General features: G+C 64.0%; 15 protein-coding genes and 2 pseudogenes. All 17 read left to right on the top strand.

Annotated features, from left to right (window positions below):
• Nucleotides 1-115: 115 nt before the first annotated feature.
• The 17 genes and pseudogenes from ABIA40_RS16760 to ABIA40_RS16680 all read left to right on the top strand — a co-directional run bounded on the left by ABIA40_RS16760 (nucleotide 116) and on the right by ABIA40_RS16680 (nucleotide 16973).
• Entirely contained in the window at nucleotides 116-889 is a 774-nt protein-coding gene (locus ABIA40_RS16760) for a ferredoxin--NADP reductase (protein WP_404542240.1), read from the top strand.
• Nucleotides 890-991: 102 nt separating this feature from the next.
• Nucleotides 992-2734 (top strand): fumarate reductase/succinate dehydrogenase flavoprotein subunit, encoded by a 1743-nt coding sequence (locus ABIA40_RS16755; RefSeq protein WP_404542237.1) that lies wholly within the window; start codon nucleotides 992-994, stop codon nucleotides 2732-2734.
• Between the two features lie 32 nt (nucleotides 2735-2766).
• Entirely contained in the window at nucleotides 2767-3000 is a 234-nt protein-coding gene (locus ABIA40_RS16750) for a ferredoxin family protein (RefSeq protein ID WP_007593252.1), read from the top strand.
• Between the two features lie 2 nt (nucleotides 3001-3002).
• On the top strand, nucleotides 3003-3980 hold the full coding sequence (locus tag ABIA40_RS16745) for a HEAT repeat domain-containing protein (RefSeq protein ID WP_404542234.1): 978 nt from the start codon (nucleotides 3003-3005) through the stop codon (nucleotides 3978-3980).
• Nucleotides 3981-4092: 112 nt separating this feature from the next.
• Entirely contained in the window at nucleotides 4093-5265 is a 1173-nt protein-coding gene (locus ABIA40_RS16740; RefSeq protein WP_404542232.1) for a fumarylacetoacetate hydrolase family protein, read from the top strand.
• A 302-nt stretch (nucleotides 5266-5567) separates the two neighbouring features.
• Nucleotides 5568-5708, top strand: a pseudogene (locus tag ABIA40_RS16735) (sugar ABC transporter substrate-binding protein); the annotation flags it as partial.
• 2 nt (nucleotides 5709-5710) lie between these two features.
• Nucleotides 5711-5857 carry a hypothetical protein gene (locus tag ABIA40_RS16730; protein ID WP_271545134.1) on the top strand — a complete coding sequence of 49 codons (147 nt, stop codon included), beginning with the start codon at nucleotides 5711-5713 and terminating at the stop codon, nucleotides 5855-5857.
• The gene (locus tag ABIA40_RS16725; protein ID WP_157282541.1) at nucleotides 5854-6630 is read left to right on the top strand and encodes a FadR/GntR family transcriptional regulator; all 777 of its coding nucleotides are present in this window, start codon (nucleotides 5854-5856) and stop codon (nucleotides 6628-6630) included. Before ABIA40_RS16730 ends, ABIA40_RS16725 begins: the two co-directional genes overlap by 4 nt.
• On the top strand, nucleotides 6627-7553 hold the full coding sequence (locus ABIA40_RS16720) for a Gfo/Idh/MocA family protein (RefSeq protein WP_271545133.1): 927 nt from the start codon (nucleotides 6627-6629) through the stop codon (nucleotides 7551-7553). The genes ABIA40_RS16725 and ABIA40_RS16720 overlap by 4 nt, the downstream gene beginning before the upstream one ends.
• A 2-nt stretch (nucleotides 7554-7555) precedes the next feature.
• Nucleotides 7556-8632 (top strand): aldose epimerase family protein, encoded by a 1077-nt coding sequence (locus ABIA40_RS16715; protein WP_271545132.1) that lies wholly within the window; start codon nucleotides 7556-7558, stop codon nucleotides 8630-8632.
• Nucleotides 8632-9510, top strand: coding sequence for an SMP-30/gluconolactonase/LRE family protein (locus ABIA40_RS16710; protein ID WP_271545648.1), 879 nt, complete (start codon nucleotides 8632-8634; stop codon nucleotides 9508-9510). The genes ABIA40_RS16715 and ABIA40_RS16710 overlap by 1 nt, the downstream gene beginning before the upstream one ends.
• Before the next feature lie 72 nt (nucleotides 9511-9582).
• Complete coding sequence (gene chvE / locus ABIA40_RS16705; protein WP_157282544.1) at nucleotides 9583-10653, top strand: multiple monosaccharide ABC transporter substrate-binding protein; 1071 nt, start codon at nucleotides 9583-9585, stop codon at nucleotides 10651-10653.
• A gap of 245 nt (nucleotides 10654-10898) precedes the next feature.
• Entirely contained in the window at nucleotides 10899-12476 is a 1578-nt protein-coding gene (mmsA, locus tag ABIA40_RS16700) for a multiple monosaccharide ABC transporter ATP-binding protein (RefSeq protein ID WP_404542228.1), read from the top strand.
• The gene (gene mmsB, locus ABIA40_RS16695; protein ID WP_157282546.1) at nucleotides 12473-13663 is read left to right on the top strand and encodes a multiple monosaccharide ABC transporter permease; all 1191 of its coding nucleotides are present in this window, start codon (nucleotides 12473-12475) and stop codon (nucleotides 13661-13663) included. The genes mmsA and mmsB overlap by 4 nt, the downstream gene beginning before the upstream one ends.
• Nucleotides 13664-13823: 160 nt before the next feature.
• Nucleotides 13824-14486, top strand: coding sequence for an HAD family hydrolase (locus tag ABIA40_RS16690; RefSeq protein ID WP_404542225.1), 663 nt, complete (start codon nucleotides 13824-13826; stop codon nucleotides 14484-14486).
• A 6-nt stretch (nucleotides 14487-14492) separates the two neighbouring features.
• Nucleotides 14493-15443, top strand: a complete 951-nt coding sequence (locus tag ABIA40_RS16685; protein ID WP_157282548.1) for a sugar-binding transcriptional regulator — start codon at nucleotides 14493-14495, stop codon at nucleotides 15441-15443.
• A gap of 274 nt (nucleotides 15444-15717) precedes the next feature.
• Nucleotides 15718-16973 (top strand): annotated as a pseudogene (locus ABIA40_RS16680) (ABC transporter substrate-binding protein).
• Nucleotides 16974-17021 lie beyond the last annotated feature (48 nt).

Raw genomic sequence — 17021 nt, 5'->3', positions numbered from 1 at the left:
CTCTTCGAGCAACCCACGCGAAATGTGAAACTAATCCACCGGGAATTTCACTTCCGAATTGCCGGAGTCTCCTCGCTGCGAAACCTTGCGCGTCATCGATGACCTAGGAGAGACGATGAGTGCATTTCAGAAGGAAACGGTTCTGTCGGTCAGGCACTGGACCGATTCCCTGTTCAGCTTCACCGCGACGCGCGATCCCGGTTTCCGCTTCCAGAACGGCCAGTTCGCAATGATTGGTCTGGAGGTCGGGGGTAAGCCGTTGATGCGGGCCTACAGCATGGCCAGTGCCAATCACGAGGAGGCGCTCGAATTCTTCTCGATCAAGGTGCACGACGGCCCGCTGACCTCGCGCCTTCAGAAGATCAGGGAAGGCGATATCATTCTGGTCGGGCGCAAGGCGACTGGCACGCTGATCACCGGCAACCTCATTCCGGGAAAACGCCTGCTGCTGCTCTCAACCGGAACGGGCCTGGCGCCCTTCGCCAGCCTGATCAAGGACCCCGACGTCTATGAGAATTATGAGACCATCGTGCTCGCCCATGGCTGCCGCCAGGTCTCGGAACTCGCCTATGGCGAGCACCTCGTCGAGGGCCTCCGCAATCACGAATTCTTCGGCCCCTTGATCGGCGACAAGCTCGTCTACTACCCGACCGTCACCCGCGAGCCGTTCCGGAATCGCGGCCGCATCACCGACCTGATCGTCTCGAACCAGCTCTTCGAGGATATCGGACAAGCGAGCCTCGACATCGAAACGGACCGCATCATGCTGTGCGGCAGCCCGGCGATGCTCGAGGAACTCCACGCGATGTTCGCGGCGCGCGGCTTCGTCGAGGGCAATCATAGCCAGCCCGGCCATTTCGTCATCGAAAAAGCCTTCGTCGAGCGCTGAGCTACAAATCGCGTCCCAGCGACAACTAATTGCTATCGCGGCGACGCCCCCTGCACAAATCTGACGCAAAGGCGCCGGCTACCGGCGAACCAGGAGCAAGCGATGGCACTAGATCAGATCGTCGACGGACTTTCGGAGGTTTCCTGCGATGTGCTGGTGATCGGCGGCGGCACGGCCGGCCCGATGGCGGCACTGAAGGCGAAGCTGAAGAACCCGAAGGCCAATGTCGTCCTGCTCGAGAAGGCGAACGTCAAGCGCTCCGGCGCGATCTCGATGGGCATGGACGGGCTCAACAACGCCGTCATCCCCGGTTACGCGACGCCGGAGCAGTACACCAAGGAAATCACCATCGCCAATGACGGCATCGTCGACCAGAAGGCGGTCTACAAGTACGCCCAGAACTGCTACAACATCATCGAGGAACTGGACAGCTTCGGCATCCGCTTTCTGAAGAACGAGAACGGTGACTACGCCGTCAAGAAGGTGCACCACATCGGCACCTATGTGCTGCCAATGCCGAACGGCGAGACCGTGAAGAAGGCGCTCTACCGCCAGCTCCGCCGCGCCCGCATCCTGATCTCCAACCGCTACATGGCGACGCGGCTGCTCAAGTCGACCGACGGCCGCATCGCCGGTGCAATCTCCGTCAACACCCGCACGGCCGAGATGCTGGTGATCAAGGCCAAGGCCGTGATCCTCTGCATGGGCGCCGCCGGTCGCCTCGGCCTGCCGACCTCCGGCTATATGTTCGGCACCTACGAGAATGCCGCCAATTCCGGCGACGGCTACGCCATGGCCTATCACGCCGGCGCAGCGCTCGCGAACCTCGAATGCTTCCAGATCAACCCGCTGATCAAGGACTATAACGGCCCGGCCTGCGCCTATGTCGCCGGCCCGTTCGGCGCATATACGGCAAACAACGAAGGCTCGCGCTTCATCGAATGCGACTACTGGTCCGGCCAGATGATGCTGGAGTTCTACAACGAGCTCCTCTCCGGCAAGGGTCCGGTGTTCCTCCAGCTCAAGCATCTCCACCCCGACACGATTTCCGAGATCGAATCCACGCTGCACAAGGTTGAGCGCCCGACGCGCGGCCTGTTCCAGCAGGGGCGCGGGGTCGACTACCGCAGCGAGTCCATCGAGATGCATATCTCCGAGATCGGCTTCTGCTCCGGCCACAGCGCGTCAGGCGTGTTCGTCGACGACAATGCCCGCACCACCGTACCCGGCCTCTATGCCGCCGGCGACATGGCGAGCGTCCCGCACAATTACATGCTCGGCGCCTTCACTAACGGCTCGGTCGCCGGCATCGACGCGATGGAGTTCGCCGACAACCATGATTTCGCGGAATTCGACGCGGCCGACGTCGCCATGGAACGCGACCGCGTGATGGCGCCGACCAAGCGCGAGGACGGCATTCCGCCGAACCAGATCGAATACAAGACCCGCCGCCTGGTCAACGACTACCTCCAGCCGCCGAAGGTCACGCGCAAATATGAGCTCGGCATGCGGCGGCTCGCCGAAACGCGTGAGGATATGCAGGAGCGCATGATCGCGCGCAACGCGCACGAATTGCTGCGCGCGCTCGAAGTGCAGTCGATCATGGACTGTGCCGACATGGCCGCACACGCTTCGCTCTACCGCGAAGAGAGCCGCTGGGGTCTCTATCACTGGCGGACGGGCTTCCCGGAGAAGGACAACGAGAACTGGTTCTGCCACACGCTGCTGTCCAAGCAGGACGGCAGGATGACCAGCGAGAAGCGCGCAGTCGAGCCCTATGTCGTGCCGATCGCGGACGACGAGAAGGATCTCTACGACAAGCAGCGCATTCGCGCCTCGGCATGACCCACTAAAACATAACCAACAGGAGACATCACATGCCTCTCGCGTCCTATCAGACGTCGGTTCCGGTGGTGGTCGACGACGCCAAATGCATCGCGGACAAGGGCTGCACGGTGTGCGTCGATGTCTGCCCGCTCGACGTGCTGCGGATCAGCGACATGACCAACAAGGCCTACATGGCTTATGACGAGTGCTGGTATTGCATGCCCTGTGAAGCGGATTGTCCGACCGGCGCCGTCACCGTCAACATTCCCTATCTGTTGAGGTGATCATGTCGAGCCCGTTCGAATCCTATGACGATCTCGAGGACGCCGACGAGCGGCTGCAGGCGGCCGATCCCGCCGAACGCCGCGTCGCCATCATTGCACTCGGTCATTCCGGCGATCCCGCCGCGGTCGCACATCTCGCCAAAATGGTCACCGATCCTGATGCCGGTGTGCGCCAGCAAGTCGCGATGGCGCTCGGCGAGTTCGACGGGCCGGAGGCAGCAAGCGCGCTGGTGAAGCTGTTGGTTGATCCCGAGAGGATTGTCGCGGCGGCTGCGGCCGACAGCATGGCTGAATTCAAGGATCCCGCTTGCGCCGACGCGATCCTGCCGCTGGTCAGGCATACCCACGCTTTCGTCCGCATGGGTGCTCTGCGCGCGCTCAAGGAACTGCGCCGCAGGGATACACTCAAACCCGCGCTGGAAGCGCTCCAGGACCCTGACGCCGCCGTGCGTGTGCAGGCGATCGGCGTGATCGGCTTCCTCAAGCTGGAGGAATCCATTCCGGCGCTGACCGCGCTGATCAACGATCCCGATGCCCATGTGCGCCGCGCCGCCGTAAGCGCATTGGCCTTTTCGCAGATGAAGCCGGCGGCGGAGACCATCACCCGCGCGCTGAAGGATGCCGACTGGATGGTCCGCGAGATGGCCGCGGAGACGCTGGGTCTCAACGTGAATGGTGCAATCGCGGCTGATCAGCTCGTCGCTTGCCTCGCGGACGAGTTCTGGCAGGTGCGGCTGAAGGCGATCCGCAGCCTTGGCAAGATGAAGATCGAACGCGCGGTGCGGCCGATCGGCAATTGCGTCAATCACGACCAGGCGAATTTGCGCAAAGAGGCCGCCGCCGCGCTAGGCGAGATCGGCCATCCAGACGGCGAGGCATTCCTGGCCGTGATCGCCGACGATCCTGATCCTGATGTCCGCAAGAATGCGCGCTGGGCGCTGCATCAGATTTCGGCGCGAAAGGCGCGTGCAGGGGCATAATTGCACGGCGCACCGCCGCTCTGGACTTCCAGCGCCAGACGTTTATTGGTCTTCGCTAACGGGAACGGCCGCTGCGAATGCGGCCGTTCCTTAGAACAGCGAGGACGCGGCCATGACGACATTGACTGTAAAGGACCTTCTCCCCGAGGACGGCACGAAGGGGACGCTGGTCGGCCGCGTCTGGCTGCCGCAGGTCAACGGTCCGGCCGTCGTCGCCGTGCGCGGTGATGGCGTGTATGACGTCACAGCAAAATATCCGACCATCAGCGCGCTCTGCGAGACGGACGATCCCGCCAAGGCGCTTGCCGCCACCAAGGGCGAGCGCATCGGTGATCTCGAGGCGATCGTGGCCAACACCCCACCGGACGGGCGCGATCCCCAAAAGCCCTGGCTGCTCGCGCCCGTCGATCTCCAGACGTTGAAGGCCGCCGGCGTCACCTTCGCGATCTCGATGCTGGAACGCGTCATCGAAGAGCGCGCCAAGGGCAACCCGGCTTCGGCCGAAGCGATCCGGAAAGAAGTGACGCGCCTGATTGGCGACGATCTGTCAAAGCTCAAGCCGGGCTCGGATCAGGCGATGCACCTGAAACAGGTGCTGATCGATCAGAACGCCTGGAGCCAATATCTCGAGGTCGGCATCGGTCCGGATGCCGAGGTCTTCACTAAGGCGCCCACCTTGTCGTCGGTCGGCACCGGCATGGATGCCGGCCTGCATCCGAAGTCGACCTGGAACAATCCCGAGCCCGAGCTCGTGTTGTTCGTGTCGAGTCGTGGCAAGATCGTTGGCGGCGCGCTCGGCAACGACGTGAACCTTCGCGACTTCGAGGGCCGCTCGGCGCTGCTGTTGTCGAAGGCCAAGGACAACAACGCGTCCTGCTCGATCGGCCCGCTGCTGCGCCTGTTCGACGACAGTTTCACACTCGACGACGCGCGCAGGCTAGACATCAGCCTGAACGTCACGGGCACGGACGGTTTCGTTCTCGACGGCCATTCCTCGATCAGCAAGATCAGCCGCGATCCGACCGATCTCGTCGCGCAGACCATCGGCAAGGTGCATCAATATCCTGACGGCTTCGTGCTGTTCCTCGGCACCATGTTCGCACCCGTCAAGGATCGCGATGCGCCGGGGCAGGGGTTTACGCACAAGCGCGACGACATTGTCACCATCGCAGCGCCTCAGCTCGGCAAGCTCGTCAACCGCATGCGCACCAGCGACGATTGCGAGCCCTGGACGTTCGGCATCGGCGCACTGATGAAGAACCTGGCGCAGCGGAAGCTGATTTAACGCTGCCGCCCTTCGCCCCAGCAAGCGGGGCGGGGCGCCCCTTCGCCCGCCGAAAGCTGAGGCTCCGTCGCGCAGCCTGTTTTTTTCATCTCCTCGTTGCAATGGCGGAACAATATCGCGCTTAGCGTGTCATAGTTTAGCCGGCCGCCGCCCACCCGAGTTTGCTCCAAATAGTCAAATAATATGACTAGTCGGAACTCAACTTCCGTGAAATAATGCCCGCCGCTGGCGCGAAGGCCGGCCTGTGGGTGCCATGCTACCAATCGGCGCCCTGGATAAGAACATCTTGGGAGACGCGCCTGATGCCCCCTAAAGCTCTCTATGCGGCTAGCACCATGGCCGCCTTGTTGCTCGCGACGCCGGCCAGCGCCCGCCAGCTCACGATCGGCTTCTCGCAGATTGGATCGGAATCCGGCTGGCGCGCGGCCGAGACGTCCGTCTCAACGTGAAGTCGATCTCCTGCACCGCGCCAATGCTCTTGCTGATCCCCCACACCTTGAGCGTGCTTCTGTTCGCCTTCATCGCCCTCCAGCAGGGGCTGGTCGCGCTCGCGCGCCGGCCGGTGGCGAAGCATGCGGGAGCGGCGTCATGACCTCGCGGATCGTCGTCATCCCGACGCGGCGGGCCCATTCCAACCATGCGGAGGTGGCGCGTTCGATCGGCGTCGACATCATCGCCGGCCGCTATGCGGAAGGCACGCGCCTGCCGGGGGATGCCGAGATGATCGCGATGTTCGGTGTGTCGCGGCCGGTGCTGCGCGAGAGCGTCAAGACGCTGGTCGCCAAGGGCCTGCTCACCACCAAGGCGCGGGTCGGCACCGTCGTGCGCGAGCGCGGCGCCTGGAACATGTTCGACGCGGACGTGCTGGCGTGGCACCTCGACGCCGGCATCGACAAGCGCTTCCTCAACGACCTCGCCGAGATCCGTCTCGCCGTCGAGCCGCGCGCGGCGATGCTGGCGGCAACGCAGCGATCCGAGCAGGACATCAGCGAGCTGCGCCGCTGCATGGATCGCATGCGGCAGGAAGCGTCCGACTCGGTCGGATTTGCCGATGCCGATCTCGCGCTTCATGTGGCCGTGGCGCGTGCCTCGGGCAATCTGTTCATGCGCTCGATCGGGCATGTCATTGAAGCAGCGCTGCGCGCCTCTTTCCTGCTCAGCGCTCCGGTCGAGTCGGAGGACCGCGAAACCGTGCTGCTCTGGCATCAGAAGATCGTCGATGCCATCGTCGCGCGCGATGCCCACGCCGCATCCGAGGCCATGGTCTATGTCATTCACAACGGCATGCGCCGCCATGACAGTACGGTGATCGAGACCGCCCCGGCCGAGCCGCTGCGGTCGGCCGACACTGGAGAACAAGCGTGACAGACCTTCGCATCGCCATCGTCGGCTTCGGCAAGATCGCGCGGGACCAGCATGTGGGGGCGATCGCCGCCACACCGGGTGGAACGCTCGCCGCCGTGGCGAGCCGCAACGCCTCGCTGCCGGGGCTACCGCATTTTGCGACCGTCGAGGAATTGCTTCAGAAGGGGCCGCCGATCGACGCGGTCTCGCTCTGCACGCCGCCACAGGTGCGGCGGGCCCAGGCCGCGGCGGCGCTCGCCGCCGGCAAGCATGTCATGCTGGAGAAGCCGCCGGGCACCGGCGTTGCTGAGCTTGATCCGTTGATCACGATGGCGGCGGGTGCGAAGCGGACATTGTTTGCGACCTGGCATTCGCGCTATGCGCCGGCGGTGGAGCCGGCCCGGCAATGGCTCACTGATCGGCACATCAAATCCGTTCACATCAGCTGGAAGGAAGACGTGCGTGTCTGGCATCCCGGACAGGGCTGGATCTGGGAGCCCGGCGGCCTCGGCGTGTTCGATCCGGGCATCAATGCGCTGTCGATCCTGACCAGGATTCTGCCGAAGCCCGTGTTCGTCACCGCGGCCGAGCTGGCCTTTCCAGCCAATTGCCAGGCGCCGATCGCGGCGAACCTGAACCTGACGGATATCAGCGGCCTGCCCGTGACCGCCGAGTTCGACTTCCGCCAGACCGGGCCGCAGAGCTGGGATATCCTCGTCGATACCGATCAGGGCCGGCTGACACTGTCCAGCGGTGGCGCGCGCATGGCCGTCGACGGCAAGGTGCTTGCCGAAGGGCCCGATGAGGAATATCGCGGACTCTACCGACGCTTCGTCGCGCTCACAGCGACCGGCGCAAGTGACGTCGATCTGACGCCGCTCCGTCTCGTCGCCGACGCCTTCCTGCTCGGCAAGCGCACGATCGTCGAACCGTTTGTGGATTGAGCATGGCCGCATCAACAATCACAAGAGACGTGTTCGGGACCCTGCCCGACGCCCGCAAGGTCGAGCGCGTCGTGCTGCGCGGGCAGGGCGGCTTCGAGGCGCGCATCATCAGCTACGGCGCGGTGATGCAGGCGCTGATCGCGCCGGATGCCAACGGCGGATACGACGACGTCGTGCTTGGCCATGATGCCTTCGCCGGCTATCTCGCCGAACGAAAGTTTCTGGGCGCCACCGTCGGCCGCTATGCCAACCGCATTGCCAAGGGACAGTTTTCGCTTCAAGGCGAGACGGTGCGGCTTGCCGTCAACAACGGTCCGAATGCGCTGCACGGCGGGCTCGAGGGTTTTGATCGCAAGCTCTGGGAGATCGCTGATATCGACGAGGGCGCCGAGCCCGCCGTGACGCTCACCTATGTCAGCCCGCACGGCGAGGAGAATTATCCGGGCAGGCTCGAGGTCCGCGTGACCTATCGCATCACAGGCCCGACCGAGCTGTCGCTGCTGATGGAAGCGCGGACCGACCGGCCGACCATCGTCAATTTGACCAACCACAGCTTCTTCAACCTCGAGGGCGCGACGTCAGAGACGTCCATTCTCGATCACCGCTTGATGGTCGCCGCCGAGCAGTTCCTCGCCATCGATCCCACCGCCATTCCGCTGCCGGAGCCGCCGCGCAGCGTGGCCGGCACGCCGTTCGATTTCCGCAAACCGCGGCCGGTGGGCGAGTGCATCCGCGAAGGCGATCCGCAATTGCGAAATGGCAGGGGCTACGACCACACCTACTGCCTCGGCCGCGACGGCAAGCTTGCGCTCGCGGCCCGGCTGGAGGCGCCGCGCTCCGGGCGCATCATGGAGCTGCTCACCGATCAGCCCGGACTTCAGGTCTATTCCGGCAATTATCTCGACGGTACGATGTCCGGCAAGGGCGGCAAGCTGATCCGGCAATCGGACGCCATGTGCCTGGAGCCGCACATCTGGCCCGACGCGCCGAACCGGCCGGATTTCCCGAGCCCGCGCCTCGATCCCGGCGGGGTCTATCGCCATCACACGGTCTATCGCTTTTCGGTGAGGTCGCTATGATGGAGCAGGTGCCGACGACTGTCCTCTCGGACCATCCTTGCCATCTCGGCGAAGGTCCGACCTATGACGTGACCACGGATACGGCCTGGTGGTTCGACATTCGCGAAGGCAAGCTGTTCGAGGCGCAACTCGGCACCGGCTCTGTCCGCAGCCACGCGCTCGGTCGGATGGCGAGCGCGCTGGGGCGCATCGACGCCGAGCGGCAGCTGATCGTCGCCGAAGATGGTCTCTACATCCGCAAGCTCGCTGATGGTGCGATGACGCTGTTCTGTCCGCTCGAAGCGGACAATCCGATGACGCGCTCAAACGATTGCCGCGTGCATCAATCGGGTACGTTCTGGATCGGTACTATGGGCAAGAAAGCCGAGCCGAAGGCGGGCGCGATCTACGCGCTTCATCGCGGCAAGATCTCGACGCTGTTTCCCGGCATCAGCATTCCCAATTCGATCTGCTTCTCGCCCGACGGCGCAACCGGCTACTTCACCGACACGCCGCGCGCGGTGCTCTATGCCGTGCCGCTCAACCCCGCGACCGGCCTGCCGCGTGGCGAGCCCGAGGTGCTGTTGCGCCACAGCGGCATCGGCGGTCTCGACGGTTCGGTATGCGACGCCGACGGGCAGATCTGGAATGCGTGCTGGGGCGCGAGCCGGATCGACGTCTACTCGCCGCAAGGCGAGCGTCTGCGTTCGCTCAGTGTGCCGGCGAAGCAGGCGAGCTGCTCCGCCTTCGTCGGCCCCGACCTGTCGCGCCTGCTCGTCACGTCGGCCTGGCAGGATATGGACCCGGCGGCACGCGCTGCCGATCCGCAAGCCGGCTGCACCTTTCTGCTCGAAGCAACCGCGCGCGGCCGCGCGGAACCCGACGTCAAGCTCGCATAGGAGGCCGAAGCCGTATACGACGCGTCGTTCTCGACACTACGAAGAATGTCCGACACCCAAAGGGAGTGAAACATGCTGAAACTGAAGACAACATTTCTCGCGCTGGCGTTGGCCAGTGCCGCCACGATGGCCACAGGCGTCGCTGCCTTCGCCCAGAAGGCGACGGTCGGCATCGCCATGCCGACGAAATCCTCGGCGCGCTGGATCGACGACGGCAACAACATGGTCAAGGTGCTGAAGGAGCGCGGCTACAACACCGACCTGCAATATGCCGAGGACGACATCCCGAACCAGCTCTCCCAGGTCGAGAACATGGTGACCAAGGGCGCCAAGGCGCTGGTGATCGCCGCGATCGACGGTACCACCTTGTCCGACGTGCTTAAGCAGGCGAAAGCAAAAGGCATCACCGTGATCGCCTATGACCGCCTGATCCGCGGAACGCCGAACGTCGACTATTACGCGACCTTCGACAACTTCCAGGTCGGCGTGCTCCAGGCGGAATCGATCGTGCAAGGTCTCGGTTTGAAGGACGGCAAGGGCCCCTTCAACATCGAGCTGTTCGGCGGCTCGCCCGACGACAACAATGCCTACTTCTTCTACAACGGCGCCATGAGCGTGCTGAAGCCGTATATCGACAGCGGCAAGCTCGTCGTCGTGTCCGGCCAGATGGGCATGGACAAGGTCGCGACCCTGCGCTGGGACGGTGCCACTGCGCAGGCCCGCATGGACAACCTGCTCAGCGCCTACTACGGCAACAAGAAGGTCAACGCCGTGCTGTCGCCCTATGACGGCCTCTCGATCGGCATCATCTCCTCGCTGAAGGGCGTCGGCTACGGCAGTGCCGGCCAGCCGATGCCCATCATCTCGGGCCAGGATGCCGAAGTGCCTTCGATCAAGGCCATGCTGCGCGGCGACCAGTACTCGACCATCTTCAAGGACACCCGCGACCTCGCCAAGGTGACCGCCGACATGGTCGACGCCGCGCTCGCCGGCAAGCAGGTCACCGTCAACGACACCAAGACCTACGAGAACGGCGTCAAGACCGTGCCGTCCTATCTGCTCAAGCCGGTTGTGGTCTACAAGGACAATTGGGAGAAGGTGCTGGTCGATAGCGGCTACTACAAGAAGTCGCAGTTCCAGTAAGACTCTCTCTTTTTCCCCTCTCCCCGCTTGCGGGGAGAGGGTTAGGGTGAGGGGCCCCTTTCCATACGGGCAGTGGTTGGTATGCACTCCGTCATTGCGAGCGCAGCGAAGCAATCCAGTCTGCCACCGCGGAAATAGTCTGGATTGCTTCGCTGCGCTCGCAATGACGATGTGGATGCAGCGATATCATTCAACCTCTCCCCGCACGCGGGGAGAGGCGAAGTAACGCAAGGGACACCAAAGCCATGACCGCCATGCTGGAGATGCGCAACGTCAGCAAGAGCTTTGCCGGCGTGCAGGCGTTGCGCGATGTCAACTTCTCGGTTCGCGCCGGGCAGATCCATGCGCTCGTCGGCGAGAACGGCGCCGGCAAGTCGACGCTGATGAAGGTGCTGAGCGGGGTCTATCCGCACGGCAGCTACGAGGGCACCATCGTCTTCGAGGGCGAGGAGCGCCGCTTTCGCGACATCAATGATTCCGAGGCGCTGGGCATCATCATCATCCATCAGGAGCTGGCGCTGATCCCGCTGATGTCGATCGCGGAGAACATCTTCCTGTCGCATCCGCCGTCGACGTTGGGGGTGATCGACCGCGACGAGGTCTACCGGCGCACGCGCGAGCTGCTGGCGCAGGTTGGCCTGAAGGAATCGCCGGATACGCTGATCACCGATCTCGGCGTCGGCAAGCAGCAGCTCGTCGAGATCGCCAAGGCGCTGTCTAAGCGGGTGCGGATGCTGATCCTGGACGAGCCGACCGCGAGCCTCAACGAGGCCGACAGCGCCGCGCTGCTCGAGCGGCTGATGACGTTCCGCGAGCAGGGCATCGGCTCGATCCTGATCTCGCACAAGCTGAACGAGGTCGCCAAGGTTGCCGACCACATCACCGTGCTGCGCGATGGCCGCACGGTGGACAGCATCGACTGCCACGCCGAGCAGATCCAGGAAGACCGCATCATCCGCAGCATGGTCAACCGCGACATGGCGCACCGCTTCCCGGAGCGCAACGTGAAGATCGGCGAGCCGGTGCTCGACGTCGAGAATTGGTCTGTCTATCACCCCATCCATCCCGAGCGGCAGGTGATCAAGAACGTCAGTTTCGGTGTCAAGCGCGGCGAGGTCGTGGGCATTGCCGGGCTGATGGGGGCTGGGCGCACCGAGTTCGCCATGAGCCTGTTCGGCCGCTCCTGGGGCACCAATATCAGCGGCACTATCCGGCTCGAAGGCCGTGAGATCGCGCTGCCGAGCGTCGCCGCCGCGATCGATGCCGGCCTTGCCTACGTCACCGAGGACCGTAAGCAGCTCGGCCTGATCCTTGCCGACGACGTCCGCAAGAACATCACGCTGGCGAGCCTCGACCAGGTCGCACCCGGCAGGGTGATTGACGACATCGCCGAGCTCAAGGTCGCCAGCGACTACCGCAACCGGATGCGCATCCGCTGCTCCGACGTCTACCAGGAGACCGGCCAGCTCTCCGGCGGCAACCAGCAAAAGGTCGTGCTGTCGAAATGGCTGATGACCGACCCGAAGGTCCTGATCCTGGACGAGCCGACCAGGGGTATCGACGTCGGTGCCAAATATGAGATTTACTGTATCATCAACGAGCTTGCGGAAGCCGGCCGCGGCGTCGTGGTGATCTCCTCCGAGATGCCCGAGCTGCTCGGCATCTGCGACCGCATTTGCGTCATGAACGACGGCGCCTTCGTCGGCGAGTTCAAAGGCTCAGAGGCGACACAGGAAAAGATCATGCGCGCCATCATGCGCAACGAACGAAGCATTGGGAACGCCGCGCCCGCGGCCGCGGAGATGGGAGGATTGCAGCCATGACCGACAAGACGGTTTCGCTGCCCGAGGAGCGCCGGCACGGCAGCTTCATCAAGAACAATTTGCGCAATTACGGCATGTTGATGTCGCTGGTTGCGATCATGCTGTTCTTCCAGGTCGTGACCGGCGGCACGTTGCTGCAGCCGCTCAACCTCACCAACCTGGTGCTGCAGAACAGCTACATCGTCATCATGGCGCTGGGCATGCTGCTGGTCATCGTCACCGGCCATATCGACCTTTCGGTCGGCTCGGTCGCAGGCTTCATCGGCGCCGTGGCGGCCTTGCTGATGGTGACCTACAAGGTCGACTACACGCTCGCCTTCCTCGCCTGCCTCGCGCTCGGCGGCGCGATCGGTGCGGCGCAGGGCTATTGGGTAGCCTATTTCAAGATTCCGTCCTTCATCGTGACATTGGCGGGGATGCTGGTGTTCAAGGGCCTGGCACTCGCGGTGCTGCAGGGCCAGTCGCTCGGGCCGTTCCCGGCGACCTTCCAGAAGCTGTCCTCGGGCTTCATTCCGGAACTGCTGCCCGAGGCCGGCACGCTGCATCCGACCTCGATGCTGATCGGCGCCGTTCTCGCGCTCGGGCTCGTCTATGCCAGTGCCAAGGGAAGGTCGCGCGAGCAGTCGCACGGCATCGAGGTCGAGCCCTATGCGTTCTTCCTCGGCAAAAGCATCCTGCTCGCCTGCGCCGTGCTCTATTTCACCTATCTGATCGCCTCGCATCGCGGCCTGCCCAACGTGCTGGTGATCATGACCGCGCTGATCGCGCTCTATGGCTTCGTCACCCGCCGCACCGTGATCGGCCGGCAGATCTACGCCGTCGGCGGCAACGCCAAGGCGGCGAGCCTGTCGGGCATCAAGACCGAGCGGCTGACCTTCCTCACCTTCGTCAACATGGGCGTGCTCGCCGCACTTGCCGGCCTCGTCTTCGCCGCGCGGCTCAACACCGCAACGCCCAAGGCCGGCCTCGGCTTCGAGCTCGACGTCATCGCCGCCTGCTTCATCGGCGGCGCCTCGGCCTATGGCGGCGTCGGACGGGTCGGCGGTGCCGTGGTCGGCGCCATGATCATGGGCGTGATGAACAACGGCATGTCCATCCTCGGCATCGGCATCGACTATCAGCAGGTCATCAAAGGCCTGGTGCTGCTGGGCGCGGTGTGTATCGACGTGTACAATCAGCGGCGATAGGTCGGGTAGGGTGGGTTAGCCGAAGGCGTAACCCACCAGCGGCTGTACCCCGGATGCAGAAGTGGTGGATTACGCCTCCGGCTAATCCATCCTACGCGCGCATTCGACGCTCGCGAGCTGAGCTATTGCTCACAACGTGGGTATATGATCGAATGTCTGGATGGAGCAAGGCCGGCCAAATCCCGATCTGATCATCTTCGACTGCGACGGTGTGCTCGTCGACAGCGAGCTCTTGAGCTGCCGCTGCCTCTCTGAGGCCCTGGCGGAATTCGGCCTCGTGCTCAGCGAGGAGCAGGCGCTCGAGCTGTTTCTCGGACGCAGCACCAAGGCCGTCGAGCAGCATTATCGTGATCTCGGCCACTCGCTGACGGACGCCTTCATGTCCCGACTGAAGTCGCGTGTGCTGGAGAATTTTGCCGCCTCGCTCGCGCCGATCCCCGGGGTGGAGGCGGCGATCTCCGGACTGACCGTGCCGTTCTGCGTGGCTTCATCCAGCGACCTCGACCGCGTTTCGCTTTCGCTCGACGTCACCGGTCTTCGGGCATATTTCGGCGATCGGATCTACACTGCGCAGATGGTCAGGCACGGCAAGCCGGCGCCCGATCTCTTTCTCCATGCCGCCGAGAGCATGCGCGCGTCGCCATCGCGCACGCTGGTGATCGAGGATAGCGTCAGCGGCGTGCAGGCGGGCAAGGCGGCCGGCATGACCGTCTGGGGATTTGTCGGCGGCGGCCATTATCGCAACCGCGACGGCGGGGCTATATTATCCGCCGCCGGGGCCGATCGGGTCTTCGCGCATATGAGCGATCTCTGGGAGGTGTGAGCCCGCATGGCCGCCGAGAACGACAAGTCGAGACTCGACGACGCCGCGCGCGCCGGCTGGCTCTATTTCATTGCCGGCCACACCCAGGACGAGATCGCGAAGATGCTCCAGGTGTCGCGGGCCTCGGCGCAGCGGCTGGTCTCGCTGTGCCTCGCCGAGCGGCTCATCACCTTCCGGCTCGAACATCCCATCGCGGCCTGCATGGAGCTGGCGGCGCGCCTGAAGCAACGGTTCGACCTCGTCCATTGCGAGGTGGTGCCGGCCGATCCGGCCGCGCCGCAGGCGGTGGCTGGAATCGCCGAGCGCTGCGCCAATTTGCTCGATTCCACGCTGCGTTCGGAGACGCCCGTGATCGTCGCGCTCGGCACGGGGCGGGCGGTGCGCGCCGCGGTCGAGCGCGTCACGCCGATCGAGCGGCCCAATCACCAGATCGTCTCGCTGGTCGGCAACATTTCCGCCGACGGCTCGGCGAGCTTCTACGACACCGTCGGCCGGCTCGCCGACCGCACCGGCGCGCGGCACTATCCGATGCCGCTGCCGTTCCTGATGTCGTCGGAGGACGAGCGCAACAAGATGGTGCGCATCGAGCCGATCGCGAAGGTGAAAGCGGTCGCAGCCAAAGCGGATTTGCGCCTTGTCGGCATCGGTCAGATGGACCAGAAGGCGCAGGTGCACATCGACGGCTTCGTCACCCGCGACGAATTGTTCGAGATGATGCGGCTGGGCGCCATCGGGGAGATTACCGGCTGGGCCTATGACGCCAAGGGCCGCCTGCTCAAGGCCGGCACCAACAAGCGCCTCACCAGCATTCCGCCGGAAGTGCCGGCGAAGACAACGACCATCGGTGCGGCGGTAGGCGCGGCCAAGGTGGCTGCAATTGCAGCCGCGTTGAGCGGCGGGCTGATCAACGGATTGATCACGGACGAGGCGACGGCAAGAGCGATTCTGGAGCGGTAAAAGCGCTTACGCTTCGCGTGCCTACCACTGGATGCTCCGCGTTCGCGGAGCACGACAGCCGTGGGTGAAGCAAAACCTTCCCGTCCTTCCCGCACCGCAGCACTCATAAGTAGCGCAAACACCCGCGCGCGTGCTTGACAACTGCCGTTCGCCCGTCGAACATACGCCCAACGCGTGGGCATATGCCCAAAACGCGAATTGAGGGGAGGTCACCGTGAAACATGTCCTGGGCGCCGTCTGCGGCGCGTCTTGCCTGCTGCTGGCCGTCCCAGCGATGGCCGAAACGACCCTGACGATCGCCACCGTCAATAATGGCGACATGATCCGCATGCAGGGGCTGACGGGTGAGTTCACCAAGAAGAACCCTGATATTTCGGTCAAATGGGTGACGCTGGAGGAGAACGTGCTGCGCCAGCGCGTCACCACCGATATCGCCACCAAGGGCGGCCAGTTCGACGTTCTCACCATCGGCACGTACGAGGTGCCGATCTGGGCCAAGAAGGGCTGGCTGGTACCGCTCGCCAACCTCGGCGCCGACTATGACGTCGCCGACCTCTTGCCCAAGATCAAGGACGCGGTCTCCGCCGACGGCAAGCTCTACGCCGCGCCGTTCTACGGCGAGAGCTCGATGGTAATGTATCGCACCGATCTCTTCGAGAAGGCCGGCTTGAAGATGCCGGAAAAGCCGAGCTGGGATTTCGTGATCGACGCCGCCAAGAAGCTGACCGACAAGAGCGCCGGCACCTACGGCATCTGCCTGCGCGGCAAGGCAGGCTGGGGCGAGAACATGGCGTTCCTCTCGGCCATGGCCAATTCCTATGGCGCGCGCGCTGGTTCGACGAAAAGTGGCAGCCGCAGTTCAACACGCCGGAATGGAAGACGACACTCACCACCTACGTCAACCTGATGAAGGAAGCCGGCCCTCCCGGCGCCAGCTCCAACGGCTTCAACGAGAATCTGGCGCTATTCAACGCCGGCAAATGCGCAATGTGGATCGACGCCACGGTCGCGGCGTCCTTCGTCACCAACCCCAAGGAGTCCAAGGTCGCCGACAAGGTCGGCTTCGCGCTCGCGCCCAACACCGGGCTCGGCAAGAATGCCAACTGGCTGTGGGCCTGGAATCTCGCAATCCCTGCCGGCTCCAAGAAGACGGAAGCCGCCGAGAAGTTCATCGCCTGGGCAACCAGCAAGGACTACACCAAGCTGGTGGCGTCGAAGGAGGGCTGGGCCAACGTGCCGCCGGGCACACGCACCTCGCTCTACCAGAACGATGAGTACCTGAAGGTCGCGCCGTTCGCCAAACTGACGCTGGCCTCGATCGACGCCGCCGATCCCAACAAGCCGACGGTGAAGCCCGTTCCCTACGTCGGCGTGCAATACGCCGCTATCCCCGAATTCCAGGGCATCGGCACGCAGGTGGGCCAGCAGTTCTCGGCGGCGCTTGCGGGATCGATGACGGTCGATGCGGCGCTCACGGCTGCGCAGTCCGCTACCGAGCGCGAGATGAAGCGCGCCGGCTACATCAAGTGAACCCGGGCTCTCCCTGAGCTCAAACTTGCGGCCATCCATCCTTGCTGG

Origin of the sequence: Bradyrhizobium sp. USDA 223, assembly GCF_044909005.1 — a bacterium.
In the GTDB taxonomy this organism is placed as follows: Bacteria; Pseudomonadota; Alphaproteobacteria; order Rhizobiales; family Xanthobacteraceae; genus Bradyrhizobium; species Bradyrhizobium yuanmingense.
The sequence above is the reverse complement of the archived record's forward strand: the minus strand, read 5'-3'. Positions and strand labels throughout refer to the sequence as shown.